The following is a 23,810-nucleotide window of genomic DNA, read 5'->3' as shown; positions in this document are numbered from 1 at the left end:
ACATCACACACGTACACGAACACCCAATCAAGGAGAGAAACCAGTGAGCACCGAGATCTTCTACGACGCAGACGCCGATCTGTCGATCATCCAGGGCAAGAAGGTCGCGATCGTCGGCTACGGCTCGCAGGGTCACGCGCACGCGCAGAACCTTCGCGACTCGGGCGTCGAGGTCGCGATCGCCCTCAAGGAGGGCTCGAAGTCGGCGCCGAAGGCGGAGGAGGCCGGTTTCGCGGTCAAGACCGTCGCGGAGGCGACCCAGTGGGCCGACCTCATCATGATCCTCGCGCCCGACCAGCACCAGCGCACGATCTACAGCGAGTCGATCGCACCGAACCTGGCCGAGGGCAAGACCCTCGCGTTCGCGCACGGATTCAACATCCGCTTCGGCTACATCGACGCCCCCGAGGGCGTCGACGTGATCCTCGTCGCTCCGAAGGCTCCCGGCCACACGGTGCGTCGCGAGTTCGTCGCCGGCCGTGGCATCCCGGACATCATCGCGGTCGAGCGCGATGCCTCGGGCAACGCCTGGGCGACCGCGCTGTCGTACGCGAAGGCGATCGGCGGCACTCGTGCGGGTGTCATCAAGACCACCTTCACCGAAGAGACCGAGACCGACCTGTTCGGCGAGCAGGCCGTGCTGTGCGGTGGCGTCAGCCACCTCGTGCAGGCCGGCTTCGAGACGCTGACCGAGGCGGGCTACCAGCCGCAGATCGCGTACTTCGAGGTGCTGCACGAGCTGAAGCTCATCGTCGACCTCATGTGGGAGGGCGGCATCGCCAAGCAGCGCTGGTCGGTCTCCGACACGGCCGAGTACGGCGACTACGTCTCCGGTCCGCGCGTCGTCACCCCCGAGGTCAAGGAGTCGATGAAGGCGATCCTCGCCGACATCCAGAACGGCGCCTTCGCCAAGCGCTTCATCGACGACCAGGACAACGGCGCGGAGGAGTTCCTCGCGCTGCGTGCCAAGGAGGAGACGCACCCCATCGAGGCCACCGGCAAGGAGCTCCGCTCGCTCTTCGCCTGGAAGCAGCAGGATGAGGATTACGTCGACGGCAGCGCCGCACGCTGATCCGACGACTCACGCACGACAGAACGGGCATCCCTTCGGGGGTGCCCGTTCTGTCGTCCGCACGACCGCGTCCGGCGGTGCTACTCGGCCGGAGCGTCGTCGATCACGGGAGGCGCGTCTTCCCCGTTCGTCCACACGGGCGCCGGGAGGACGGTGTCCACCGCCCCGCCCTGGATCTCGCGCAGTGCATCTTCGATCTCATCGGCGTTCTGCGGCACGGCGAGTCCGCAGGCGTTCAGCTCGGAGGCGAACTTGAGCGTCAGGCGGATCTTGCCCGCCTCCACCGCCTGCGCGGTCGTTCCGGTGCGCTTCTCGCTTCCGGTCTGGATGTCGGAGACGCTGTCGCACACGTGGTAGACCGATCCGCCGTCGACCCAGACGACCTCGTCCTCGCCGAGCAGTTGGATCACCGCCGACTGGTCGGCCGTGTACTTCTCGACCGACGGCGGCGAGAAGTCGACGCCGATCACCGCGGCGATCACGGCGAGCACGATGCCGACGATGCCTGCCGTGGCCTTCTGGCCCTTGTCCATGTCCTTGTTCAGGAAGATGAGGATGATCAGCGGCAGGAAGGCGATGATCGCGATGATCGCGCCGAGCTGGTTCTGCACGAAGAACCGCAGGGTCTCCGCCCGACGCGCAGGGTCGAGGCGGTTCGCCTTCTTCCAGAGGATCGAGCCGGTGATCGCGAGTGCGGCGATCACGATGAGCAGCACGAGGAGTGCGATGAAGGCCCACTGCGGGAACTGCGCGGTGGCGCCCTGCGCCTCGAGGAGTCCCGTGTCGGGATCGCGCACGAGAGTCCCGTCGGCACCGACGAACTCGCGCTGACGCAGGAGCCAGAAGATGGCCACCGCTTCCGCCGCGATCGCGAGAACCCAGACCGCGACGGCGATCCATCGGTAGGTGGTCGCCGTCGACCGCGCCGCGGCGGTCGGCACCCATCCGGCGGACGGATCCCGGACCTGGTCGGTCGGGTCCGAGGACTCGTCCCTCTTGCTCTGCTCGGCCACGGTGATCCCTCCGGACGCGGGCCCCGGTGGCCCGGATGCCCTGAGCATAGTGGACGACGTGTTCTACGCTGGGGGGCATGACTTCCGATTCCGACGATGCGCTGAGCTGGGATGGCGATGAGGGCAGTGCTCGTGGGGAGCCTGTTCGGAAGAAGCCCGCGCGGACGCCCTCGGGGTCTGCTGCGGCTGCGCCGAGCGAGCGCGCCGCCGACGACCCCACCCTGCCCGAGGGATGGAATGCCGTCGGCAGGGGGAGCGCCGACGTCGGGCGCCCCCAGAACGAGGACACAGACGAGGACGAGCGTCCAGCGCTCAGCACGGGGATGCTCCTGACTCTCGGAGTCATCGGCGGCGTCTACCTGCTCTACAGCATCGGCTGGGTCGTGGGCGGCATGAGGCTCAAGCCTCTCGCCAACCTGATCGTCGCCGATGCCATGTACGTGCCGTGGTTCGTGCTCGCCGTCGCCGCCCCCGCGCTGTGGTTCCTCGCCGTGTGGGTGCTGACCCGCGCGAGGGCAGGCTGGATCCGCGTCGCGCTCCTGCTCCTCGGGGTCGTGCTTCTCGTGCCCTGGCCCTTCGTGACCGTGGGGGTGATCGGATCATGACCGCGCAGCAGATCGACGCGCCGCGCTCCTCACCGTCGCCGAAGTGGCTCAGCGCTCTCGTGCTGGGACTGGCGGGCCTCTTCTACGCCTACGCGATCTGGAACGCCGTGGCGCATCTCGTCTCGATGGCGCAGAGCGGACTCACCGGCGTCGGCTGGCTGACGCTGGGCTTCGGAGTGGTCTTCCCGGCGCTCGTGTTCGTGTTCGCCTACGTGATCGGCAGGCGTCGCCGCGCCGCAGAGCTCGGTCTCGTCCTGCTCGCGGGGCTGGGCGTGGTGGCGGTGTTCTGGCTGAGCCTGATCGGCTACAGCATCCTCAACATGTCGGATCTGGTGACGGTCGCCCCCTGACCGCCCCCGTCATACGGCACGGAGCAGCCGGAGCCCTCGGGTACAGTTGACGTGATCGCGCCCCCATGGTGTGCGGCGCATCGGCCCCCTGTCGCGCTGCCCCGAAGGATCCCTGTGCCGAAGCCCGTCGTGCTCATCGCCGAAGTTCTCTCTCCTGCCACCATCGAGGCCCTCGGTCCCGACTTCGACGTGCGCAACGTCGACGGCACCGACCGCGAGGCGCTGTTCGCCGCGCTGGCCGACGCCCATGCCGTGCTCATCCGGTCGGCGACGCAGATCGACGAGGAGGCGCTGACCCATGCGCCGAACCTCAAGGTCGTCGCCCGCGCGGGTGTCGGCCTCGACAACGTCGACATCAAGGCCGCGACAACCGCGGGCGTCATGGTGGTCAACGCCCCGACCTCCAACATCGTCTCGGCCGCCGAGCTCACCGTGGGACACATCCTCAGCCTCGCCCGCCGCATCCCTGCCGCGCACGCGTCGCTCGCGGCCGGCGACTGGAAGCGCAGCTCCTTCACGGGCGCCGAGCTCTTCGAGAAGACCGTCGGCATCGTCGGCCTCGGTCGCATCGGCGCTCTCGTCGCGGCCCGTCTCGCCGCGTTCGACATGCGTGTCGTCGCCTATGACCCCTACGTCACGTCGGCGCGCGCGCAGCAGCTGGGCGTCCAGCTGCTGTCGCTCGACGAGCTCGTCGCCGAGTCCGACTTCCTGACGATCCACATGCCGAAGACCCCCGAGACCACCGGCATGATCGGTGCCGAGCAGTTCGCAGCCATGAAGCCGACCGCGTTCGTCGTCAACGTCGCTCGCGGCGGGCTGATCGATGAGGAGGCGCTGCACGCAGCCCTCGTCGCGGGCGAGATCGCCGGCGCGGGTCTCGACGTGTTCACCTCCGAGCCCCCGGCCGAGGGCGGCACGGCGCGTCCGCTGCTCGACCTGCCGAACGTGGTCGTCACACCGCACCTCGGAGCCAGCACGGAGGAGGCACAGGAGAAGGCCGGCGTGTCCGTCGCCCGCTCGGTGCGTCTGGCCCTGGGCGGCGACCTCGTGCCGGATGCCGTCAACGTCGCCGGCGGCGTGATCGATCCCTACGTCCGCCCCGGCATCTCGCTCGTCGAGAAGCTCGGACAGATCTTCGCCGCCCTCTCGACCTCGCCGCTCACGAGCCTCGACGTCGAGGTGCACGGCGAGCTGAACGAGTACGACGTCAGCGTGCTCAAGCTCGCGGCCCTCAAGGGCGTCTTCACGAACATCGTGAGCGAGACGGTCTCGTACGTCAACGCGCCTCTTCTCGCCGAGCAGCGCGGCATCGCCGTGCGTCTGCTGAAGGACGACGTGAGCGACGAGTACCGCAACGTGATCACCCTCAGCGGAGCGCTGTCGGACGGGTCGCAGCTCTCGGTCTCCGGCACCCTGACAGGTCCGAAGCAGTCCGAGAAGCTGGTCGCCATCAACGACCACGCGCTCGAGCTGCCGATCGAGAAGCACCACGTCGTGATGCTCTACACCGATCGTCCGGGAATCGTCGCCGTGTACGGGCAGAAGTTCGGTGAGGCCGGCATCAACATCGCCGGCATGCAGATCTCGCGCCTCGGTGCGGGAGACCAGGCGCTCAGCGTCCTCACGCTGGATTCGCCCGTCTCGGACGAGCTGCTCGACGACGTGCGCGACTCGATCGACGCCGACCTGTTCCGTCAGATCGAGATCACCGAGGTCTGAGCGGGGGAGTCCCTGCATCAGCGGAGCGGGAGGGCGGCCGAGAGGCGGCCTTCCCGCTCTCTGCATGTGAGGCCGTGCGTCAGGGGGCCGTCGCGCGCAGCACGAGCGCGATCAGGTCGGAGAGCTCGTCGCTGCGGGGGACCAGCCGTTCCGGTCCGTGCACGTCGAGCGAGTTGTTGAAGTAGAGGCCGTCGCTCAGCAGCATGACGAGGTCGAGGCTCGCCGCATCCCGCACATGAGGACGGATCGTGTCCTCCCATCGGTCGCGATTCCTGCGCAGCGCGTCGGCGGCCGGGGCCGAGCCGCCCTGGGCGAGCCTGGTCGCGGCGATCAGGGCGCGATCCAGTGCGTCGTCCTCCATCACGGACGTGCGCACGTAGTACGCGACGGGTCCCTCCTCGGCTGTCGTCATCCGCTCGAGGTCGGTGGTGGTGAGGGCGTCGAGTCGCTCCAGCAGGCCTGCGGCCAGATCGTCCTTCGAGGCGAAATGGTAGAGCAGACCACCCTTCGAGACCCCTGCGGCGCGGGCGGTGGCCTCGAGCGTCGCGGCGCGTTCGCCGTCTTCGATCACGATCGACTCGAATGCGTCCAGCACACGTTCGCGGGCCAGGGGCGGTCGGGGCATGGGGGTCCTCTGTTCGTCGTCCTTCACCGTAACGCGCGGAGATGACGATTCTGTTACTATACCAGCTGGACGGTTTAGTAATCAGGCCGTCACGTTCCTGAGAGGTGTTCCATGTCCCGCACTGCGTCGATCCCGACGACAGAGACGGATGCCCCCCGCGTCGGGGCCCGCGGCTGGGCCGCGCTCGTCGTTCTGATGCTGCCTGTGCTCCTGGTGTCGGTCGACAACACGGTGCTGAGCTTCGCGCTGCCCGAGATCTCGCTCGCGCTCGCCCCCACCGGCGCGGAGCAGCTGTGGATCATCGACGTGTACCCGCTCGTCCTCGCGGGGCTCCTGGTCACGATGGGAACGCTGGGGGACCGCTTCGGACGCCGCAGGATGCTCCTCATCGGCGCCACCGGTTTCGCTGCCGTGTCGGCGCTGGCAGCCTTCGCCCCGACAGCCGGGCTGCTGATCGCGGCCCGCGCGCTGCTCGGCCTCTTCGGCGCCATGCTCATGCCGTCGACGCTGTCGCTGCTGCGGTCGATCTTCCGCAACCGCGACCAGCGGCGACTGGCGATCGCGGTCTGGGCCTCGGCGTTCTCGGCGGGATCGGCCCTCGGCCCGATCGTCGGCGGTTTCCTGCTCGAGCACTTCGACTGGGGCTCCGTGTTCCTCATCGCCGTGCCGGTGCTCATCCCGCTGCTCGTCACCGCTCCGCTGCTGGTGCCCGAGAGCCGTGACCCGAACCCCGGCCGCATCGACCTCGTCAGCATCGTGCTGTCGATGGCCGCGATGATCCCGATCGTCTACGCGATCAAGTCGCTGGCGGTCGACGGCCCCAGCCTCACCGCGGGCGCCTGGGCGCTGCTCGGAGTCGTGATGGGCTACCTCTTCGTGCGGCGTCAGCTCTCCGCCGACGTGCCGATGCTCGACATGGCCCTCTTCCGTCGCGGGTCGTTCTCCGGAGCGATCCTCGTGAACCTGCTGAGCGTGGTCGCGCTGGTCGGCTTCCTGTACTTCGTGTCGCAGCATCTGCAGCTCGTGCTCGGTCTCTCCCCGATGACCGCGGGTGCCGCGCTCGTGCCCGGAATGCTGGCGATGATCGTGGCGGGGCTCTCGGTGGTGCCGATCTCGCGGCGGGTACGCCCGCACATCCTCGTGCCGGTGGGGCTCGTGTTCTCGCTGGCCGGATACCTGCTGGTGGCGTTCACGACCTCCGATCACGGCGTCGCGCCGCTGATCATCGCGTTCGTCGTGCTGGGCATCGGGATCGGCGGCGCGGAGACGATCTCGAACGAGCTCATCCTCTCCAGCGCCCCGGCCGAGAAGGCGGGCGCCGCGAGCGCGGTGTCCGAGACGGCGTACGAGCTCGGCGCGGTCCTCGGTACCGCGGTGCTGGGCGGTCTGATCACCGCGTTCTACCGCGGAGCGCTCGTCGTGCCCGCGGGTGTGCCCGCCGACGCCGCGCGCGCCGCCGAGGAGACACTGGCCGGGGCGTACACCGCCGCGCAGGGACTTCCCGATGCTCTCGGGACGGCACTGTGGGAGGCGGCATCCGCGGCGTTCGGCTCCGGAGTGATGGTGACCTCGCTGATCGGTGCCGGCCTGGTCGTGCTGGCCGGCGCGATCGCGGCCGTCACACTGCGCAAGGCCCCCACGCACTGACCAGTACGCTGGGAGGACCGGCCCGCTCGGCATCCGTCCGCGCGCGAGCCGGTCCATCCCGGTGCAAGGAGAGTCATGTCGCGTGTCGTGAAGCTGGCGGTCATCCCCGGCGACGGAATCGGCCCCGAGGTCGTCGCCGAGGCCGAGAAGGTGCTCGACGCGGTGACCGCGTCGTCGGAGGTCACCTTCGATAAGACCCGCTTCTCGCTGGGCGCTGCCCGCTATCTCGAGACGGGCGACACCCTGACGGACGACGACCTGCAGGCGATCGCCGGTCATGACGCGATCCTGCTCGGCGCGGTGGGCGGCACGCCCGGCGACCCGCGCCTCAAGGACGCGAACATCGAGCGCGGACTGCTCCTGAAGCTCCGTTTCACACTCGACCACTACGTGAACCTGCGTCCCTCGAAGCTGTTCGCGGGCGCGCCGGGACCGCTGTCGAACCCCGGCGAGATCGACTTCGTCGTGGTCCGCGAAGGCACCGAGGGGCCCTACGTCGGCAACGGCGGGGCGATCCGCACGGGCACACCGCACGAGGTGGCGAACGAGACCTCCGTCAACACGGCCTTCGGGGTCGAGCGGGTCGTCCGCTACGCGTTCGACCTCGCCGAGCGTCGCGGCAAGAAGATCACGCTCGTGCACAAGACCAACGTGCTGGTGCACGCCGGGGCGATCTGGCAGCGCATCGTGAACGAGGTCGCCGCCGCGCACCCCGACGTCACGGTCGACTATCTGCACGTGGATGCCGCGACCATCTTCCTCGTCACCGACCCCTCGCGTTTCGACGTCATCGTGACCGACAACCTGTTCGGGGACATCCTCACCGACCTCGCCGGCGCGGTCACCGGGGGGATCGGTCTCGCGGCCTCCGGGAACATCAACCCGGACGGTGCGTTCCCGTCGATGTTCGAACCGGTGCACGGCTCCGCCCCCGACATCGCCGGTCAGCAGAAGGCGGATCCCACCGCGGCGATCCTGTCGGTGGCCCTGCTGCTCGACCATCTCGGCCTCTCCGCCGAGGCGGCGCGGGTGAGCGCCGCCGTCGAGACGGACATCGCCACCCGCACGGGTGCGCGCACCACGGCGGACGTCGGCTCCGCGATCACCGCACTGCTCTGAACGACGGGCGTAGGCTGGACCCGCGCGAGGTTGCGCGCCGCACGAGGAATGGATGACGAGATGACGACCATCGATGCCGAGACCGCCACGACTCCGCTGGAGTTCCTGGTCAGGAAGAATCTGAGCGCGGCCACGCCCGCACGCGTCGCCGAGGTCCACGAGGACCCGGGCTTCGGCGTGGTGTTCACCGATCACATGGTCGACATCTGCTGGTCGGTCAAGGGCGGGTGGCATCGTCCGCGCGTGCAGCCGTACGGCCCGATCCCGCTCGACCCCGCAGCCTCCGTGCTGCACTACGGTCAGGAGATCTTCGAGGGCATCAAGGCCTACCGTCACGAGGACGGCTCGATCCACACCTTCCGCCCCGACCGCAACGCCGCACGTCTGCAGGCCAGTGCGCGTCGGCTGGCACTGCCCGAACTGCCCACCGAGTACTTCATCCAGTCGCTCCGCGAGCTCGTCGCGGTGGATGGCCGATGGGTGCCCTCCGGAGCCGACCAGAGCCTCTACCTGCGTCCGTTCATGTTCGCCAAGGAGGCCTTCCTCGGTGTCCGCGCCGCGCAGAAGGTCGCGTACTACGTGATCGCGAGCCCGGCGGGCGCGTACTTCAGCGGCGGCGTGAAGCCCGTGCGCATCTGGCTCTCCGAGGACTACGCCCGGGCAGGCAAGGGCGGCACCGGCAAGGCCAAGACCGGGGGCAACTACGCCTCCAGCCTGCTCGCGCAGAGCGAGGCCAGCGCGAAGGGCTGCGACCAGGTCGTGTTCCTCGACGAGAAGCGCAACGTCGAGGAGCTCGGCGGCATGAACGTCGTGTTCGTGTTCAAGGACGGCCGCATCGTGACCCCCGAGTCCGACAGTATCCTCGACGGGATCACGCGCGATTCCCTGCTGCAGCTCGCCGAGGACCGCGGCTACACGGTCGAGAGACGACCCATCTCGATCGACGAGTGGCGCGAAGGCGTCGCATCCGGCGACATCGTCGAGGTCTTCGCGTGCGGTACCGCCGCCGTCGTGACGCCGATCGGCGCGCTGGTCGGCGAGGGCTTCGACGAGCCGCAGCCGCTCGGCGAACTCGCGCTGTCGCTGCGCGAGGAGCTCACCGACATCCAGTACGGTCGCCGCGAGGACGCCCACGGCTGGCTTCTGCGTCTCGACGCCTGACTTCCGCGTCATCCCCGAGACCCCGCCGCGCCCCACGCGCACGGCGGGGTCTCGTCGTCCGTACGGCTGGCTAGGCTGGTCGTATGAAGATCGCCCGTTTCAGCCACGACGACGCCATCCTGTTCGGGATCGTCGACGACACCGACCTCGTCGTCCTCTCGGGCGACCCCCTCTTCGCCGGGTACGAGCCCACGGGCGACCGCGTGCCGATCGCGGATGCGGTGATCCTCGCCCCGGTGATCCCTCGCTCGAAGATCGTGTGCGTCGGCAAGAACTACCATGACCACGCGGCCGAGATGGGCGGAAAGGCTCCCGAGGAGCCGCTGCTCTTCCTCAAGCCGAACACGTCCGTGATCGGCCCGGGAGACGCCATCGTGCGCCCGGCGATCTCGGAGCAGACCGAGTACGAGGGCGAGCTCGCGGTGGTGATCGGCAAGGTCGCGAAGAACGTCGGCCAGGCCGATGCGCTCGACCATGTGCTGGGCTACACGATCGCGAACGACGTCACCGCCCGCGACCTGCAGCGCAAGGACGGCCAGTGGGCGCGTGCGAAGGGCTTCGACACGTTCTGCCCGCTCGGGCCGACCATCAGCACCGACTTCGACCCGGCCGAGGCGACGATCGAGACCCGCGTCAACGGCGAGGTGCGTCAGAAGGCGCCGCTGTCGGACATGATCCACTCCGTCGAGGCGATCATCGAGCACGCGTCGGCGGTGTTCACCCTGCTGCCCGGCGACGTCATCCTCACCGGCACGCCCGCCGGTGTCGGCGAGTTCGGCGCGGGGGACACCGTCGAGGTCGAGATCACCGGACTGGGGATCCTGCGCAACACCGTGCGCGACGCCGCACGCGCGTCATGACCGATGCCGCTCTGACCGTGGCCGAGCAGGCCGCGGTCCAGCGGCGTACGGTCCTCGTCCTGTCGATCGGGCAGGTGCTCGGGGGGATCGCGTTCGGTGCGACGGTCTCGCTCGGCGCGCTGCTCGCGGCCGACCTGTCCGGCGACGACGCGCTGTCGGGCCTCGCGACGGCATCCGTCACCCTGGGGGCTGCACTGTGCGCGATCCCGCTCGCCCGATTGGCGGCGCGGGTCGGGCGTCGTCGGGCGCTCACTCTCGGCAACATGTTCGCCCTCGTCGGCATCGCCGTGGTGATCCTGGCCGCATCGCTGCGGGTCTTCCCTCTGCTGCTCGTCGGCATCCTCATGATCGGCGCCGGCAATGCCGGCAACCTGCAGTCCCGCTTCGCCGCCACCGACCTCGCGGCCGCGCAGCACCGCGGGCGTGATCTCTCGATCGTCGTGTGGGCGACGACCATCGGCGGTGTGGCGGGCCCGCTTCTGCTCGGCCCCGGCGAGATCGTCGGCGAGGCGATCGGCATGCCGCCGCAGACCGGCTCGTACGCCTTCTCCTTCGTCGCTCAGTGCGCCGCGCTCGTGCTCTATCTCGTCGCGCTGCGTCCGGATCCGCTGCTGTCCGCGCAGCGACTCGCCACGGCGGCCGTCGCGGCGACCGGTGTGGCCGTCGCCGATCGCCCCGTGGTCGCTCGCTATGCGATCTTCGCCGTCGCGGGCTCGCACGTGGTGATGGCCTCGGTGATGGCGATGACGCCGGTGCACCTCGCCCACATGGCCCATGGTGCGCACGGCATGGCGCCCACGCCGGCCGATGTCTCGGCGCTGGTCGGGATCACCATCGCCCTGCACGTGGGCGGGATGTACGCGCTGTCGCCGCTGTTCGGCATACTCGCCGACCGGTGGGGGCGACTGCGTGTGGTGCTGCTCGGCCAGCTGCTGCTCGGCGGGGCTCTCGCCTTCGCGGTGCTCGTGAACGATCAGGAGTGGGGCGTGATGGTCGCGCTGATCCTCCTCGGACTCGGGTGGAGTGCGGCGACGGTCGCGGGAGCGGCGCTGCTCACCGAGTCGAGTGCGCCCGAGGTCCGCACACGACGGCAGGGGCGCAGCGACTCGCTGATGAGCCTGTCGGCAGCAGCAGGTGCCGTGCTCGCCGGAGTCGTGCTCTCGAACTTCCAGTACGCGGGACTGGGCATCGCCGCATCGGTGATCGTCCTGGCGATCGTCGTGCTCTCGCCGCTCGGACGCGCGAAACGGTGAAGGGCGCGGTGGGCGCGGACGCGACCGCGCCCACCGTCGCTCAGGTGTACCAGGTCGGCTCGGGTACCTCGTTCTTCAGCACGAACGTGCCGACCTCGCGCTTCTTGTACGCGATCGGATCGTGCAGGCTGTGCGTACGCAGGTTGCGCCAGAAGATGTCGAGGCCGACCGAACTCGCCGACGCCCGAGCACCCGTGAGCTCGTAGACCTTCGTGGCGACCGTCAGCCCGTCGTCGACGACCCGCAGCTTGCCCGCCGCGACACGCACGGCGATCTCACCGCGTCGGCGAGCGGTCAGCTCCTCCCGTGGGGCGTGCAGCACGGCGCTGATCTCGCCGCCGACGGCGTCCAGCAGTGCCTCGTCGGCCCAGAGCGTCGACGCCAGTTCGCCATAGCCTTCGAGCAGGTACCACTCGTCGGTCGCGTGCTGCTTGTCGTCTCCTCCGTACGGCCAGGGGCGCGTGCGGGTGCGCGTGTATGCGGAGGCCGTCTCGAGCGCTCCCTGCGCGATGCCGAGGTAGAAGTTCGCGAACACGAGCTGGATCGTCGGCACGTTGAGGGTGTTGTAGGTCAGCGGCCGGAACTGCCTGTCGACGAAGCCCGCCGCCTCAGCCCACGGCACGCGGACATCGCGGATCTGCACCGAGCCGGACTCGGTCAGGCGCTGGCCCAGGCTGTCCCAGTCGTCTGCGAACACGATGCCGTCCTGAGCGGTGGGGACGATGGCGAAGATATGCGTGTCGGTGCCCTCGAGGACTCCTTCGAGCACCGTGAGATCCGAGATCTGGCCACCTGTGGAGAACGACTTGCGCCCCGAGAAGACGAGGTCGTCTCCCTCCTCTCGGATCACGAGGTCGGAATCGCGCGGATTGACCGCCCCGCCGAAGACGAAGGCGTTCGAGGTGTACAGCTCTTCGACGGCCGCGATCTGCTCCTCCGTCCCCACGAGCCGTGCGGCCCATGCCCAGAGGTAGTGGTACCCCAGGACCTGTCCGATCGACCCGTCCCCGCGAGCGACCGTTCTGATCACCCGATAGGCCGTCTCCCACGTCTCGCCGGCGCCGCCGTGCGCTCGAGGGCCGAGCAGCGTGACCAGGCCGGAGTCCTTGAGCAGCTGCACCTCGGCGTGGGGCGTCCTGTTCGCGCGGTCCCTCTCGACGGCATCCACCGCGAGGATGTCGGCCACCTCCTGAGCGCGGCCGAGCCATTCGTCGGTTGTCTGCGGCCGTGCGCTCTCGCGCCAGCGGTCGCCGAGCCCTGTGGTCACTGCATCCGTGATCGTCACGTCTTTCCCCTTCCGGTTGGTCGATGCGGCAACGATAAGAGCACGATGCCGCTGTGCCGAGCGCTGTTACCCCGGGTGAGGGGGTGTGACGCCGGGTGAGCATCTGTGACCCGCCATGACGGGAGGCGGGCACTCGCGAACCCCCGGGGGACGGGCAGGTCTCGACGACTCGCGGCAACTAGAATCGGAGGGATATGGCTACCCCGCACCCCCTCACCACGACCGCCAGTGGCGCCGACGTCCGCGTCCGCTTCTGCCCCTCGCCGACCGGACTGCCGCATGTCGGCATGGTCCGCACGGCCCTGTTCAACTGGGCGTACGCGCGCCACACGGGCGGGAAGATGGTGTTCCGCATCGAAGACACCGACGCCGCGCGCGACAGCGAGGAGAGCTTCCGCCAGCTCGTCGACGCCCTGACCTGGCTCAAGATCGACTGGGACGAGGGCGTCGAGGTCGGTGGCCCGCACGCGCCGTACCGGCAGTCGGAGCGTCACGAGATCTACCGCGGCGTCATCGACAAACTGCTCGCGACCGGTGCCCTCTACGAGAGCTACTCGACCGCCGAGGAGATCGACGCCCGCAACGAGGCCAACGGTCGCGCGAAGCAGCTCGGCTACGACAACTTCGATCGCACCCTGACCGAGGAGCAGAGGGCCGCGTTCCGTGCGGAGGGTCGCCAGCCGGCCCTCCGACTGCAGGCGCCTGACGAGGACCTCACGTACGTCGACCTGATCCGCGGCGAGGTGACCTTCCCCGCGGGATCGTTCCCCGACTTCGTGGTGGTGCGCCCGAACGGCATCCCGCTCTACACCTTCGTCAATCCGGTCGACGATGCGCTGATGGGCATCACGCACGTGCTGCGCGGCGAGGACCTGATGCCGTCGACCGCGCGCCAGCTCGCGCTGTACGCCGCGCTGATCGAGGCGGGCGTCACGACGTTCGTCCCGCGCTTCGCGCACATGCCGCTGGTGCTGGGGGAGACGGGCAACAAGAAGCTCTCCAAGCGCGACCCGCAGGCCGACCTGTTCCTGCACCGCGACCGCGGGTTCATCCACGAGGGGCTGCTGAACTACCTCGCACTCCTCGGCTGGTCGATCAGCCATGACCGGGACGTCTTCTCGCTCGAGGAGTTCACCACCGCCTTCGACATCGTCGACGTCAACCCGAACCCGGCCCGCTTCGACCAGAAGAAGGCCGAGTCGATCAACGGCGACCACATCAGGGCGCTCGACGGCAAGGACTTCGCCGAGCGGACCATCCCGTACCTCGCCGCCGCCGGACTCTTCGACGAGCCGACGCACGAGCAGCTGGTGCTGGCATTCCGCGTCGCGCCGCTGGTGCAGGAACGTGTGCAGCTGCTGGGGGAGGTGCCCGGTATGGTCGGGTTCCTGTTCACCGACGAGGTGTCGTACGACGCGGATGCGCTGAAGGGCCTGCCGGCGAACGCCGCCGAGGTGCTCGAGGCGTGCGCCACGGCACTCGAGCCGGTCGACGAGTTCACCCCGGACAGGATCCAGGAGGCTCTCGCCGAGGCTCTGGTCGAGAAGCTCGAGCTCAAGCCGCGCATCGCCTACGGACCCCCGCGCGTCGCGATCACGGGTCGTAGGGTCTCGCCGCCGTTGTTCGAGTCGATGGAGCTGCTGGGCAAGGACGAGTCGCTGCGGCGCCTGCGGGCGCTGTCCGCGTTCCTCGCCCGCTGAGTCGCAGAGCGGATGGCCGAGAGGGCGGGTGCCGACGGGCGCCCGCCCTCTCGCCGTCTTCGCGACGGACTGACAGCGCGGGAGACGGATCGGAGGGCGACGCGCCCGGCCCGGTCGGTGCGTTTTGGCATTAGGGCCGTGGCTCGGGTAGGCTTGACTCTCGGTGCGAGGCTCCGGTTTCGCCCTTGGGGTATGGTGTAATTGGCAACACGGCGGTTTCTGGTTCCGTTGTTCTTGGTTCGAGTCCAGGTACCCCAGCAAGACGAAAACCCCCGCTCAGGCGGGGGTTTCGTCGTTTCTGCGCCCGGCTTCTATTCGCACTCTCCGAGGAAGCCGAGGTAGCAGACGGCCTCGTGCGTCTCGGCGGGCCGGTAGTCGTCGTTGGACACCTGCCTCGTGTCGATCTCGGGCGTGCGGCTCAGTGTGCCGTAGGTGCCCAGGGTGGCCACGTAGTAGCCGTCGCCGTCCTGCGCCCTCATCTCGTCGATCGCGCCGCTGTACTCGGTGCAGAGGGCGGTCGCGGCTTCCGTGAGCTCCACGCCGACACAGGAGGCGGTGTAGGTGGCGGCCATGAGGTCCGTGCAGTCGGTCCAGTCCTGATTGACGGTGCAGGGGTTCGTCGAATCCATCGCCACGTCGTAGCGACCGGTCTCGAACTCCTCGCTGTGGAAGGTCTCGGGCTGCTCCGGCACGTCGGTCTTGGTCCAATGCCGTGCCGTCGTGAACGCGAAGACCACCACGATCGCCGCGATGAGGAACAGGGCGCCGAGGACCGAGAGGGTGACCCACAGGCCCACCCGCTTCTTCTTCACGGGCTGACCGTCGGGACCGGGCAGATGACCCGGGTATCCGGGAGCCGCCCCGTACGCGGGGTCGTACCCGGGGTACGGCTGCGTCGCCGCATAGGCCTGACCGGCGGGTGCCGCGAACACCTGATCCGCCGGCGCTGCGGGGACGGTGTCGTGGATCGGGATCGTCGGCTGCGAATCCGCGGCAGGGGCGCTCTCGGATCCGGGCGGGGCGTACGGCGCGGACACGGCGTACGCGGGAGGCGGCGGGGGAGCGGCAGCCGGGGACGGCTGGATCGACAGCCAGTACGCGTACCAGCTCTGCGTGGATGCGGGGTCGCCGGCGACCTGCTGCGCCTCGAGGTCGGTGAGCGGAAGTCCGAGCGTCGCCCTCAGATCGGGTCTGACCAGGGCAGCGTGGAAGTCCTCGAGCGACATCGTCATAGTCAGAGGATGGCAGACCTGCGCCGCCGTCGACAATCCGGCGATCGCGCCTAGCAGGTCGGATGCGGTCGGCGCCACACCCTTCCCGAGGTGCGCCGGGGGCGGGCATCGTAATGACGGTATTCCGCAGGACGGCGCCGCAGCGGCGGTGCAGGCAGGAGCAGACCATGGCACTCACCCGAGTCGTGCCCGGGCAGACCCCCGGCATCCGTCGCGTGCGATCGGGGTCGGGGTTCCGCTATCTCGACGCCGCGGGTCAGCGGGTCGTCGAGGCCGACCGCGAGCGCATCGACGATCTCGTCATCCCGCCGCGGTGGCACGACGTGTGGATCGCGGCCGATCCGCTCGCGCACATCCAGGCCGTCGGCACCGACGATGCGGGCCGACGTCAGTACCTCTACCACCCGCTGTGGCGCACCGGTCGCGATCAGCGCAAGTTCGCCCGCGCGCTCAAGCTCGCCGCGGCGCTGCCCGCGGCGCGGGCGAAGGTCACGCGTGCCATCGGCGAGCCCGGCCTGTCGAAGGAGCGCGCCCTCGCCGTGGCTTTCCGCCTGCTCGACGACGGTGCGCTGCGCATCGGCTCGGAGCGATACCTCGTCAAGCACGGCAGCAGGGGGCTCAGCACGCTGCGGCGCCGTGACGTGCGCATCGAGGGGAGCACGGTCTCGCTCGAGTTCCCGGCCAAGAGCAGGCAGCTCGCCTCGATCGAGATCACCGACGGTCCGCTCGCAGAGGCCCTGTCGGAATTCGCCGTGGGCTCGCCCCGGGAGACGCTTCTGGCGTATCGCAAGGGGCGGCGTCGAGTCCGACTGACATCGGGGGAGATCAACGCCTACCTGCGCACGGTCGCCGGGTCCGCGTTCACGGCGAAGGACTTCCGCACCCTCCACGGCACGATCCTCGCCGCGGACGCCCTCGCCCGGATCGGACGTCTCGAGACCAAGAACGAGCGGCGGCGAGCCGAGCGCCTGGCCGTGCAGGCCACGGCCTCGGCGCTCGGCAACACCATCGCGGTCGCCAGGGGGAGCTACATCGACCCGAAGGTGTTCCGGCTGTACGCCCGAGGGCGGCTGCTCGACCTCTCCGTGTCGCCCGAGACCGCCATCCGCAAGCTGCTCGCGCGGTGACGCCGTCTGCGGCGTCCGGTCGCTCCGGTCAGTTCGCGCGCGGGTACGTGTAGAAGCCTTCGCCCGTCGAGACGCCGAGCTTGCCCTTGTCGATGTACTGCTCCTTGAGCAGCTGCGCGAAGCGCTGCTGCTTCTCGCCGCCCATCCGGGAGATGTTGTAGGCCGTGGTGAGACCGACGATGTCGTAGATCTCGAACGGGCCGGCCGGCGCTCCGGTGCCGATCCGCCAGGTCGCGTCGATCGCCTCGGGGTCGGCGATGCCATCGACGAGGAGTCCGGCCCCGGCTTCGAGGAACGGCACGAGCATGGAGTTCAGGAGATAGCCCGCCTTCTCCTTCTTGATCGGGATCGGGACCATGCCGATCTCCGCCGCGAACGCGACGACCGCGTCGTAGACCGACGGGTCGGTCTCGGGAGTTCCCATCACCTCGGCGGTGTTGTGCGACCAGATCTCGTTGGCGAAGTGCAGGGCGAGGAACCGATCGGGGCGCCCCGTCGACGCGGCGAGTGCGCTGGGGAGCAGAGTCGAGGAGTTGGTCGCGAAGATGGTCGTCTCCGGCGCAGCGTCCGCGAGCGTGCGATAGATGTTCTGCTTCAGCTCCAGGTTCTCGGGGACCGCCTCGATGACGAGGTCGGCGGTGGCAGCGGCATCCGTCAGGTCGGAGGTGAGGCGGATGCGGGCGATGGCCGCCGCCGCTCGGCCGCCTGCGGCATTCTCCACACCGTCTGCGACGTATCGTGCGGCGAGTGCGTCGAACCGCTCGGCCGCGCGGTCGAGCGCGGCCTGATCGATGTCGTACGCCACGACGTCGAAGCCGTGGAAGGCGGTCTGGAACGCGATCTGCGATCCGAGGACGCCGGTGCCGAGAACGGTGATGTTCTTCATTTCTCTTCCTTCTGTGGGGGCCTTGTGGGCCGTGGTCACGATGTGGTGTCGTCGCGGTCGAAGCGCTGGAGGTCGTGCGCGAAGCGCGAGACCTCGGCATCCGACCACCGAGCGAGATGGGTGTCGATCACGTCCTGCAGCGTGTCGAGCGTCCGTCGGAAGGCGTCTTCGCCGTCTGGTGTGAGTTCGAGGGGGCGACCGCGCCCCGCGGTTCCCGGCGCCTCGCGGACGAGCCCGAGTGTGATGAGGGAGGAGAGCTGCCGCGACACCGTCGAGCGGTTGAGTCGGAACATCTGCGCGATGTCGATGGACCGGATCCCCGGGGTGTCGGCGATCGCCATCACGATCGACTGATCGGTGATCGAGAGTCGGGTCTCCCCGGATCGGGCGTCCACCAGTCCTCGGCGGGTGATGGCGAGGAGGGATCGCAGCACCGCCGCACTGTCCGCTCCTCGCGCATCCGCGTCGTGCTCTTGTTGCATAGTGCAACTGTAAACCTTCATGTTGCGCAATGCAACGCAGAGCGTCGCAGGACTGCGACAGCCTTGCGACACCCTGGCGACCACCTGCCGCGATCCGCTTCCTACGCTGACGGCATGACCACTCCGTACCCGCCGCACCCGCCGCACCCGCTCTCGCCCGCACCGCCGTCGCGCACGAACGGTCTCGCCATCGCGACCCTCGTGCTGGGGATCTGCGGTTTCGCCATCGTCCCGATCATCCTCGGTCACATCGCTCTGGCGCAGATCCGCGCGCGACATGAGGGCGGCGGCGGCATGGCGATCGCGGGCCTGGTGCTGGGGTATCTGACGCTCGCCGGGTACGCGGTGCTCGTCGTGGTGCTGGTCGCATCCGTGACGGGGGGAATCGTCTGGGGAGCCAGATGAAAGGATGGGGGGTATGGACACAGCCAACCTCACGCGAGAGGAGACTGCCGCGCGATCCGCTGCGGTCTCTGTCCGCAGCATCCGCGTCGAACTCGATCTGACCGGAGCGCCCGAGCGGGCCCGCAGCGGATTCCCGACGGCGACGACGCTGGAGTTCGCCTCGACGGTCGAGACGACGTGGCTCGATTTCATCGGCGAGAGCGTGACGCGCCTCGTCGTCAACGGCGCAGAGCAGGAGATCGTCTACGACGGCGCCCGCATCGCGCTGCGCGGCCTCGCGAGCGTCAACACCGTCCGGGTCGAGGCCGTCGGCGCGTACAGCCGCTCCGGTGAGGGGCTGCACCGCTTCCACGACCCGGTCGACGACCGGACGTATCTGTACACGCAGTACGAACCCGCCGACTCCCGGCGGGTGATGGCCTGCTTCGAGCAGCCCGACATCAAGGCGCCCTACACGTTCGTGGTCGACGCGCCGTCGGGCTGGGAGGTGCTGTCGAATCAGACCGCCGCGGTCGTGGACGTCGGCGTCGGCGTGCAGCGCGTCGAGTTCGCCCCGACGCTCCCCATCTCCAGCTACATCACCGCGGTCGCGGCCGGCCCCTATCTCCGCGTCGACGGCGAGTGGCGGCGCGGCGAGCAGCACATCCCGCTCGGGCTGTTCGTCCGTCGGTCCCTGTCGCCGTACCTCGAATCCGATGAGATCCTCGAGGTCACCCGCCAGGGGCTCGACTTCTTCGACGAGTCGTTCGCCTACCCGTACCCGTGGGGCAAGTACGACCAGATCTTCGTTCCCGAGTACAACCTCGGAGCCATGGAGAATCCGGGTCTCGTGACCTTCACCGAGGCGTACCTCTCGCGAGGGGCCGCGACCCAGGCCCAGCGCGCGGCGCGGGCGAACACGATCCTGCACGAGATGGCACACATGTGGTTCGGCGACCTCGTGACGATGAAGTGGTGGGACGATCTCTGGCTGAAGGAGTCCTTCGCCGACTACATGGGATCGCACGCCTCGGCCGTCGCGACCCGCTTCCACGACGCATGGGTGAAGTTCGCCGCGAACCGCAAGGCGTGGGCCTATCAGCAGGACCAGCTCCCCACCACGCATCCGATCGTCGCGGACATCACCGATCTCGAGGCGGCGAAACTCAACTTCGATGGCATCACGTACGCGAAGGGTGCGGCCGTGCTCAAGCAGCTCGTCGCGTTCGTCGGCGATGAGGCGTTCTTCGAGGGAGCGCGTCGCTACTTCGCCGCCAACGCGTTCGGCAACACGACGCTCGAGGACTTCCTCGTCGAACTCAGCGCGGTATCCGGTCGGGACATGTCGGAGTGGTCGCGAGCCTGGTTGCAGACGACCGGCGTGTCGACACTGTGGATCGAGCGGGATGCCGACGGGGCGACGGTGCTCGTGCAGAGCGATGCGCGACCGCACCGCCTGCGCGTGGGGTTCTACGAGCACGTGGACGGCCGGGTCGTCCGCCGCGAGCAGATCGCGCTGGACATCCACGACGAGCGCACTCGGGTCGAATTCCCTGACGCCGATCTCGTGCTGCTCAACGACGACGACCTGACCTACGCCAAGGTGCGCCTCGACGAGGCGTCACTGGTGACCGTCCACGACCTGCTGTCCGATGTCGAGGATCCGCTCGCGCGCGCGGTCATCTGGTCGTCGCTGTGGAACGCGACACGGGACGGCGAGCTGGCGGCGACCCGCTACACCTCGATCGTGCGAGCGCACGCGCCCGGGGAGACGAACATCGGCCTCCTGGGCGGTGTGCTCGCGAATGCGCTGTTCGCCGTCAGACACTACGTCACGGACGAGGACAGGCAGCACGAGCAGAGGCAGTGGGTGGAGGCCGCTTGGAGCGCGCTGCACGCGGCGGATGCGGGCAGCGACGCGCAGCTCTCCTGGGCGCGTGCGGTGGCGGCCGCATCGGCGTTCGATGACGTGCGTGTCGATGATCTCCGCGCGATGCTCGACGGCCAGGTGCCCGAGGGGCTCGTCGTCGACCCGGACCTGCGGTGGCAGCTGCTGACGGCGCTCGCGACGACGGGGCACGCGGGATCGAGCGAGATCGAGCACGAGCTGCAGCGTGACGACACCGGAAGCGGCCGCACCGCCGCGCGTCGGGCCCTCGCCGCGCGACCAGATGCGACTGTGCGAGCCGCCGCCTGGCACGCCGCTTGGACGGACGAGGGCCTCAGCAACGATCACCTCGATGCCGAGATCGCCGGGTTCCGTGCCGGTGGCCGCCGAGATCTCGTCGAGGGCTTCGACGAGGAGTACTTCGACCGCATCCTGCACGCGTGGCGTTCGCGGAGCATCGAGCTGGCGCGACGCCTGGTCGCGGGGCTCTTCCCCGCGATGCCGACGCTGCAGCGCGTCGACGCGTGGCTCGACGAGCACCACGACGCCCCGGCCGCCCTTCGCCGGATCGTCATCGAGCAACGTGATCATCTCGCCCGGGACATCCGTGTGCGAGCGGCGCAGGCTCAGTCCGCCTCGAGCTCTGCGACGGTGCTCTGACCCACGGCGAGATGGTCCGGTCGATCGTCGCTCTGCGTCAGGAGGACGAGGGCGATGTACGCGGCCCAGGCTCGCGCGCGCACCCAGGTCGCGTCGTCGTAGCGAGAGCCGGTCGAGGCTCGGAACTCGGCGCGGCCTGGCGCGTCGAAGAGCATCCATGCCGACGCGAGGTCGTAGGCGGGGTCTCCCGATGTGACGTCGCCGAAGTCGATGAGCGCTGCGAGCGACCCGTCGCGAACCAGGAGGTTGCCGGGGTGCAGATCGCCGTACACCCAGACCTGCTCGACGCTCGGCGGCGCCCCGAGGCCATCGGCCCACGCCTGTCGCAGCGCCGAGCGGGTCGGGAGCGCGTCGAGCCGAGGGCGCATCGCGCTCTCCCGTGTGCTCAGGGCGCGACCGCGCACGGGATTACGCGGCGCATCGGCGGGTGCCGGTGCATGGAGGGCGAGAAGTGCTGCGGCGAGCCGCGGTGCCCAGCGGGAATTCACGGTTCGTGATGACCGCAGCGCGGTCATGCCATCGATCCAGGGGATGATCGACCACGGTCGGGGGAACGCCTCGGTCGGCTCGCCGGCGAGCACCGGGATCGGAGTGCGGATGCCGAGCGCCGCCAACACCGGCCCGATCTCTGCCAGTGCACGGTGCTCGTTGGCGATGAGAGGCACCGCGAGGGCACGTCTCGGCAGGCGCACGAGCAGCTCGGCGCCGAGCCGCCACATCGCGTTGTCCCAGCCCCCGGCGAAGAGCCGGAGGGGGAGTTCGGACAGGCGCGGCGCCGCCGTGCGGAGCAGCGCCCGCACGGCGACCTCGTCGACCGGATACTCTGCGGCGGGGGAGTCCGCCATGCTCAGATGTCGAGCGACTCGCCCGGTTCGAGGACCGAGAACTCTCCGCCGCCCTGTTCAGTGGCCCACTGCAGGCGCTGGCGGTGCATGGCCTTTCCCGCGACCGACAGCGTCATGTCGTGCGTCCCGAATGCGCGACGGGGCGCGACCGCGAGCACGTAGTCCATCGCCTCGCCGACCTTCAGCCAGGGGGCGCCGAGCGGGGCGGCGAGCGTGCCGACCTCGACCCCCTCGGGTACCGCATAGGAGTCGCCGGGGTAGTAGAACGTGTCGTTGACCAGCACGCCCACGTTGTCGACCGTGGGGAGCGAGGAATGGATCACCTCGTGGGTGCCGCCGAAGAACCGCAGGGTGAACGCACCGACCTCCACCGTCTCGCCGGGCGCGACCACGGAGATCTCGTAGCCCTCGGCGGCGGCCGCAACCCCGGCGGGCGCATAGATCGGCGTGCCGGGGGCTGCCCGGAGGATGCGGTCGAGGTGTTCGGGGGTCCAATGATCGGGATGCTCGTGCGTGATGACGAGGGCGACCAGCCCGCCGAGGTCGTTCAGTGGGGCGGTGAACGAGCCCGGATCGATGAGGAGGATGTCGTCGCCCTGCTGGATGCGGAGAGCGGCATGTTCGAATTTGGTGACGCGCATGAGACGAGTCAACTCCTTCGCGACGGCGCTGGCAAACCCCTTGCGCGTGCGCCACGCCCGGGATTCGGATGGAGTTCGGCTCGATTTGGCGGCGCGAGAATCGTCATGGCATACTTGAACAGTTGTCGCGGCACGGAAACGTTCCGCCAGACGGCCCCATCGTATAGCGGCCTAGTACGCTGCCCTCTCACGGCGGTAACGCGGGTTCGAATCCCGCTGGGGTCACACAACACACGAAAGCCCTCGGTTCACCGAGGGCTTTCGTCGTCTCCGGGTGTCTCCCTCCGTTCTCCGGGCGGGGCCCGACCCGGTTCTGTCGGTCAGCGCACGGCTGAGCGGGTCGTCGACATCAGTCGCAGCGCAGCCGCTGTCCCGATCAGCGCCGCCGCCGCGAGCGGGAAGTCGAGTCCGTACGCGGTGATCCCGACGACCGGAGTGACGAAGAGCAGCACGGCGGCGACGGTCGCACCGGCGCTCGGGTGACGGGCGACTCCGGCCGGCGGGGTCTTCTCGAACCGCACCAGCCACAGCGAGAGCGCCCACACGGCTCCGAGGACGACGAGCAGGAACAGCGGTCGCGTCCACCACCAGGCCGGACTCCCCGGCGCGGGAAGGGGGAGCGGCAACAGGAGCTGGATGCCGATGAGGATCATGATCACCGGCAGGTGCCACAGGTAGATCGTCATGAGGCGGGAGCCGATGAGGAACACCGCGCCCTGGGCCGCCCTGGTCCGCATGAGCGCGGTGAGAGGACGACGCAGAAGCGTCAGAGCGGATGCCTGGACGACGGCGAGCATCACCATCGCCGTGGTCGGCGGCCACTGGTTGCCGAGCATGTTCCAGGAGTAGCCGCCGAGCGACACCAGGCCCCAGAGCGCGGCGTATCCGGCGGCGATGAGCAGCATCAGCTGCCAGCCCCGCCTCGCGGCGAACCACCCGTCGAACAGGAAGAACCCGAGCTGCTGGGCGAACAGCCACACGAACACGATGTTGGGGATGCCGAACAGCTCCTGACCGAGGCCGTAGCCGGTGCCCGCGATCGGCTGGATCGCGAGCATCCCGCCCACGACCGTGAAGCGGAGCGTGTCGATGACCACGGCGCCCGCGAGAAGCACGATCAGCACGTGCATGCCGTGGCGTTCGTGCAGGCCCATCATCGTCGGGGCCAGGGCCTGGACGATCATGTACGCCGCGAGGAACCAGAGCGGCGATCCGATGCCGATGGCGACCACGTCGACGAGGGCGGGGTCGAGCCC

General features: G+C 69.2%; 22 protein-coding genes and 2 tRNA genes. 15 read left to right on the top strand and 9 right to left on the bottom strand.

Annotated features, from left to right (window positions below):
* The first annotated feature begins 43 nt into the window (after positions 1-43).
* On the top strand, positions 44-1,072 hold the full coding sequence (gene ilvC / locus ABTZ43_RS10590; RefSeq protein ID WP_045255282.1) for a ketol-acid reductoisomerase: 1,029 nt from the start codon (positions 44-46) through the stop codon (positions 1,070-1,072).
* 80 nt (positions 1,073-1,152) lie between these two features.
* Here ilvC and ABTZ43_RS10585 read toward each other — a convergent pair whose 3' ends face one another.
* Positions 1,153-2,085 carry a hypothetical protein gene (locus tag ABTZ43_RS10585; RefSeq protein WP_350538758.1) on the bottom strand — a complete coding sequence of 311 codons (933 nt, stop codon included), beginning with the start codon at positions 2,083-2,085 and terminating at the stop codon, positions 1,153-1,155.
* A gap of 77 nt (positions 2,086-2,162) precedes the next feature.
* On the opposite strand from ABTZ43_RS10585, the gene ABTZ43_RS10580 reads away from it, so the two are divergent.
* From ABTZ43_RS10580 to serA, 3 genes are all read left to right on the top strand, one after another.
* Positions 2,163-2,690, top strand: coding sequence for a hypothetical protein (locus ABTZ43_RS10580; RefSeq protein WP_350538757.1), 528 nt, complete (start codon positions 2,163-2,165; stop codon positions 2,688-2,690).
* The gene (locus ABTZ43_RS10575; protein ID WP_056416988.1) at positions 2,687-3,040 is read left to right on the top strand and encodes a hypothetical protein; all 354 of its coding nucleotides are present in this window, start codon (positions 2,687-2,689) and stop codon (positions 3,038-3,040) included. The genes ABTZ43_RS10580 and ABTZ43_RS10575 overlap by 4 nt, the downstream gene beginning before the upstream one ends.
* A gap of 114 nt (positions 3,041-3,154) precedes the next feature.
* The gene (serA, locus tag ABTZ43_RS10570; protein WP_045255280.1) at positions 3,155-4,759 is read left to right on the top strand and encodes a phosphoglycerate dehydrogenase; all 1,605 of its coding nucleotides are present in this window, start codon (positions 3,155-3,157) and stop codon (positions 4,757-4,759) included.
* A gap of 79 nt (positions 4,760-4,838) precedes the next feature.
* Here the strand turns inward: serA and ABTZ43_RS10565 are convergent, their stop codons facing one another.
* Positions 4,839-5,384, bottom strand: a complete 546-nt coding sequence (locus ABTZ43_RS10565; protein ID WP_056416991.1) for a TetR/AcrR family transcriptional regulator — start codon at positions 5,382-5,384, stop codon at positions 4,839-4,841.
* A 111-nt stretch (positions 5,385-5,495) separates the two neighbouring features.
* Between ABTZ43_RS10565 and ABTZ43_RS10560 the strand changes: the two genes are divergently transcribed.
* From ABTZ43_RS10560 to ABTZ43_RS10540, 5 genes are all read left to right on the top strand, one after another.
* Complete coding sequence (locus tag ABTZ43_RS10560; RefSeq protein WP_253385973.1) at positions 5,496-7,031, top strand: MFS transporter; 1,536 nt, start codon at positions 5,496-5,498, stop codon at positions 7,029-7,031.
* Between the two features lie 75 nt (positions 7,032-7,106).
* Positions 7,107-8,150: a 3-isopropylmalate dehydrogenase gene (locus ABTZ43_RS10555; RefSeq protein ID WP_350538756.1), complete on the top strand. Its 1,044-nt coding sequence runs from the start codon at positions 7,107-7,109 to the stop codon at positions 8,148-8,150.
* 60 nt (positions 8,151-8,210) lie between these two features.
* Complete coding sequence (locus tag ABTZ43_RS10550; RefSeq protein ID WP_350538755.1) at positions 8,211-9,311, top strand: branched-chain amino acid aminotransferase; 1,101 nt, start codon at positions 8,211-8,213, stop codon at positions 9,309-9,311.
* A gap of 83 nt (positions 9,312-9,394) precedes the next feature.
* A complete protein-coding gene (locus tag ABTZ43_RS10545; protein ID WP_350538754.1) occupies positions 9,395-10,171 on the top strand; it encodes a fumarylacetoacetate hydrolase family protein in 777 nt (258 codons plus the stop codon).
* Complete coding sequence (locus ABTZ43_RS10540; RefSeq protein ID WP_253385976.1) at positions 10,168-11,424, top strand: MFS transporter; 1,257 nt, start codon at positions 10,168-10,170, stop codon at positions 11,422-11,424. The genes ABTZ43_RS10545 and ABTZ43_RS10540 overlap by 4 nt, the downstream gene beginning before the upstream one ends.
* Positions 11,425-11,464: 40 nt before the next feature.
* Here ABTZ43_RS10540 and ABTZ43_RS10535 read toward each other — a convergent pair whose 3' ends face one another.
* Positions 11,465-12,709, bottom strand: coding sequence for an acyl-CoA dehydrogenase family protein (locus ABTZ43_RS10535; protein ID WP_350538753.1), 1,245 nt, complete (start codon positions 12,707-12,709; stop codon positions 11,465-11,467).
* Between the two features lie 194 nt (positions 12,710-12,903).
* Here ABTZ43_RS10535 and gltX point away from each other — a divergent pair, with 194 nt between their 5' ends.
* Positions 12,904-14,409 carry a glutamate--tRNA ligase gene (gene gltX / locus ABTZ43_RS10530; RefSeq protein ID WP_350538752.1) on the top strand — a complete coding sequence of 502 codons (1,506 nt, stop codon included), beginning with the start codon at positions 12,904-12,906 and terminating at the stop codon, positions 14,407-14,409.
* Between the two features lie 186 nt (positions 14,410-14,595).
* A tRNA-Gln gene (locus ABTZ43_RS10525) sits at positions 14,596-14,667 on the top strand.
* A gap of 53 nt (positions 14,668-14,720) precedes the next feature.
* Here the strand turns inward: ABTZ43_RS10525 and ABTZ43_RS10520 are convergent.
* Entirely contained in the window at positions 14,721-15,641 is a 921-nt protein-coding gene (locus ABTZ43_RS10520; protein ID WP_350538751.1) for a hypothetical protein, read from the bottom strand.
* A 167-nt stretch (positions 15,642-15,808) separates the two neighbouring features.
* Here ABTZ43_RS10520 and ABTZ43_RS10515 point away from each other — a divergent pair, with 167 nt between their 5' ends.
* Positions 15,809-16,768 (top strand): DNA topoisomerase IB, encoded by a 960-nt coding sequence (locus tag ABTZ43_RS10515; RefSeq protein ID WP_350538749.1) that lies wholly within the window; start codon positions 15,809-15,811, stop codon positions 16,766-16,768.
* Between the two features lie 28 nt (positions 16,769-16,796).
* Here ABTZ43_RS10515 and ABTZ43_RS10510 read toward each other — a convergent pair whose 3' ends face one another.
* Together ABTZ43_RS10510 and ABTZ43_RS10505 are read right to left on the bottom strand one after the other, a co-directional pair.
* Positions 16,797-17,654, bottom strand: coding sequence for a 3-hydroxyacyl-CoA dehydrogenase (locus ABTZ43_RS10510; protein ID WP_149423157.1), 858 nt, complete (start codon positions 17,652-17,654; stop codon positions 16,797-16,799).
* A 35-nt stretch (positions 17,655-17,689) separates the two neighbouring features.
* Positions 17,690-18,136, bottom strand: coding sequence for a MarR family winged helix-turn-helix transcriptional regulator (locus tag ABTZ43_RS10505; RefSeq protein ID WP_350538748.1), 447 nt, complete (start codon positions 18,134-18,136; stop codon positions 17,690-17,692).
* A gap of 114 nt (positions 18,137-18,250) precedes the next feature.
* Here ABTZ43_RS10505 and ABTZ43_RS10500 point away from each other — a divergent pair, with 114 nt between their 5' ends.
* Together ABTZ43_RS10500 and pepN are read left to right on the top strand one after the other, a co-directional pair.
* The gene (locus ABTZ43_RS10500; protein WP_350538747.1) at positions 18,251-18,541 is read left to right on the top strand and encodes a DUF4190 domain-containing protein; all 291 of its coding nucleotides are present in this window, start codon (positions 18,251-18,253) and stop codon (positions 18,539-18,541) included.
* A gap of 13 nt (positions 18,542-18,554) precedes the next feature.
* Positions 18,555-21,068, top strand: coding sequence for an aminopeptidase N (gene pepN / locus ABTZ43_RS10495; protein WP_350538746.1), 2,514 nt, complete (start codon positions 18,555-18,557; stop codon positions 21,066-21,068).
* Here pepN and ABTZ43_RS10490 read toward each other — a convergent pair.
* Positions 21,035-21,913, bottom strand: a complete 879-nt coding sequence (locus ABTZ43_RS10490; RefSeq protein ID WP_350538745.1) for an aminoglycoside phosphotransferase family protein — start codon at positions 21,911-21,913, stop codon at positions 21,035-21,037. The genes pepN and ABTZ43_RS10490 overlap by 34 nt on opposite strands.
* A gap of 2 nt (positions 21,914-21,915) precedes the next feature.
* A complete protein-coding gene (locus tag ABTZ43_RS10485) occupies positions 21,916-22,554 on the bottom strand; it encodes an MBL fold metallo-hydrolase (RefSeq protein WP_350538744.1) in 639 nt (212 codons plus the stop codon).
* 152 nt (positions 22,555-22,706) lie between these two features.
* Between ABTZ43_RS10485 and ABTZ43_RS10480 the strand changes: the two genes are divergently transcribed.
* Positions 22,707-22,779 (top strand) — tRNA-Glu (locus ABTZ43_RS10480).
* A 95-nt stretch (positions 22,780-22,874) separates the two neighbouring features.
* Here ABTZ43_RS10480 and ABTZ43_RS10475 read toward each other — a convergent pair.
* The coding region (locus ABTZ43_RS10475) for an acyltransferase family protein (RefSeq protein WP_350538743.1) at positions 22,875-23,810 on the bottom strand (936 nt) is incomplete at its 5' end.

It is taken from the genome of Microbacterium sp. NPDC097977 (assembly GCF_040302605.1).
Lineage (GTDB): Bacteria > Actinomycetota > Actinomycetes > Actinomycetales > Microbacteriaceae > Microbacterium.
This window is presented reverse-complemented; position numbering and strand designations above follow the sequence as displayed.

Bases quoted from the DNA above. Each gene is read 5' to 3' on its own strand.
- ABTZ43_RS10520 (WP_350538751.1), bottom strand. From the start codon at position 15,641: ATGACGATGTCGCTCGAGGACTTCCACGCTGCCCTGGTCAGACCCGAT.
- ABTZ43_RS10505 (WP_350538748.1), bottom strand. From the start codon at position 18,136: ATGCAACAAGAGCACGACGCGGATGCGCGAGGAGCGGACAGTGCGGCG.
- ABTZ43_RS10490 (WP_350538745.1), bottom strand. From the start codon at position 21,913: ATGGCGGACTCCCCCGCCGCAGAGTATCCGGTCGACGAGGTCGCCGTG.
- ABTZ43_RS10515 (WP_350538749.1), top strand. From the start codon at position 15,809: ATGGCACTCACCCGAGTCGTGCCCGGGCAGACCCCCGGCATCCGTCGC.
- ABTZ43_RS10580 (WP_350538757.1), top strand. From the start codon at position 2,163: ATGACTTCCGATTCCGACGATGCGCTGAGCTGGGATGGCGATGAGGGC.
- ABTZ43_RS10540 (WP_253385976.1), top strand. From the start codon at position 10,168: ATGACCGATGCCGCTCTGACCGTGGCCGAGCAGGCCGCGGTCCAGCGG.
- ABTZ43_RS10545 (WP_350538754.1), top strand. From the start codon at position 9,395: ATGAAGATCGCCCGTTTCAGCCACGACGACGCCATCCTGTTCGGGATC.
- gltX (WP_350538752.1), top strand. From the start codon at position 12,904: ATGGCTACCCCGCACCCCCTCACCACGACCGCCAGTGGCGCCGACGTC.
- ABTZ43_RS10510 (WP_149423157.1), bottom strand. From the start codon at position 17,654: ATGAAGAACATCACCGTTCTCGGCACCGGCGTCCTCGGATCGCAGATC.
- ABTZ43_RS10550 (WP_350538755.1), top strand. From the start codon at position 8,211: ATGACGACCATCGATGCCGAGACCGCCACGACTCCGCTGGAGTTCCTG.
- ABTZ43_RS10565 (WP_056416991.1), bottom strand. From the start codon at position 5,384: ATGCCCCGACCGCCCCTGGCCCGCGAACGTGTGCTGGACGCATTCGAG.
- ABTZ43_RS10575 (WP_056416988.1), top strand. From the start codon at position 2,687: ATGACCGCGCAGCAGATCGACGCGCCGCGCTCCTCACCGTCGCCGAAG.
- ABTZ43_RS10555 (WP_350538756.1), top strand. From the start codon at position 7,107: ATGTCGCGTGTCGTGAAGCTGGCGGTCATCCCCGGCGACGGAATCGGC.
- ABTZ43_RS10485 (WP_350538744.1), bottom strand. From the start codon at position 22,554: ATGCGCGTCACCAAATTCGAACATGCCGCTCTCCGCATCCAGCAGGGC.
- ABTZ43_RS10560 (WP_253385973.1), top strand. From the start codon at position 5,496: ATGTCCCGCACTGCGTCGATCCCGACGACAGAGACGGATGCCCCCCGC.
- pepN (WP_350538746.1), top strand. From the start codon at position 18,555: ATGGACACAGCCAACCTCACGCGAGAGGAGACTGCCGCGCGATCCGCT.
- ABTZ43_RS10500 (WP_350538747.1), top strand. From the start codon at position 18,251: ATGACCACTCCGTACCCGCCGCACCCGCCGCACCCGCTCTCGCCCGCA.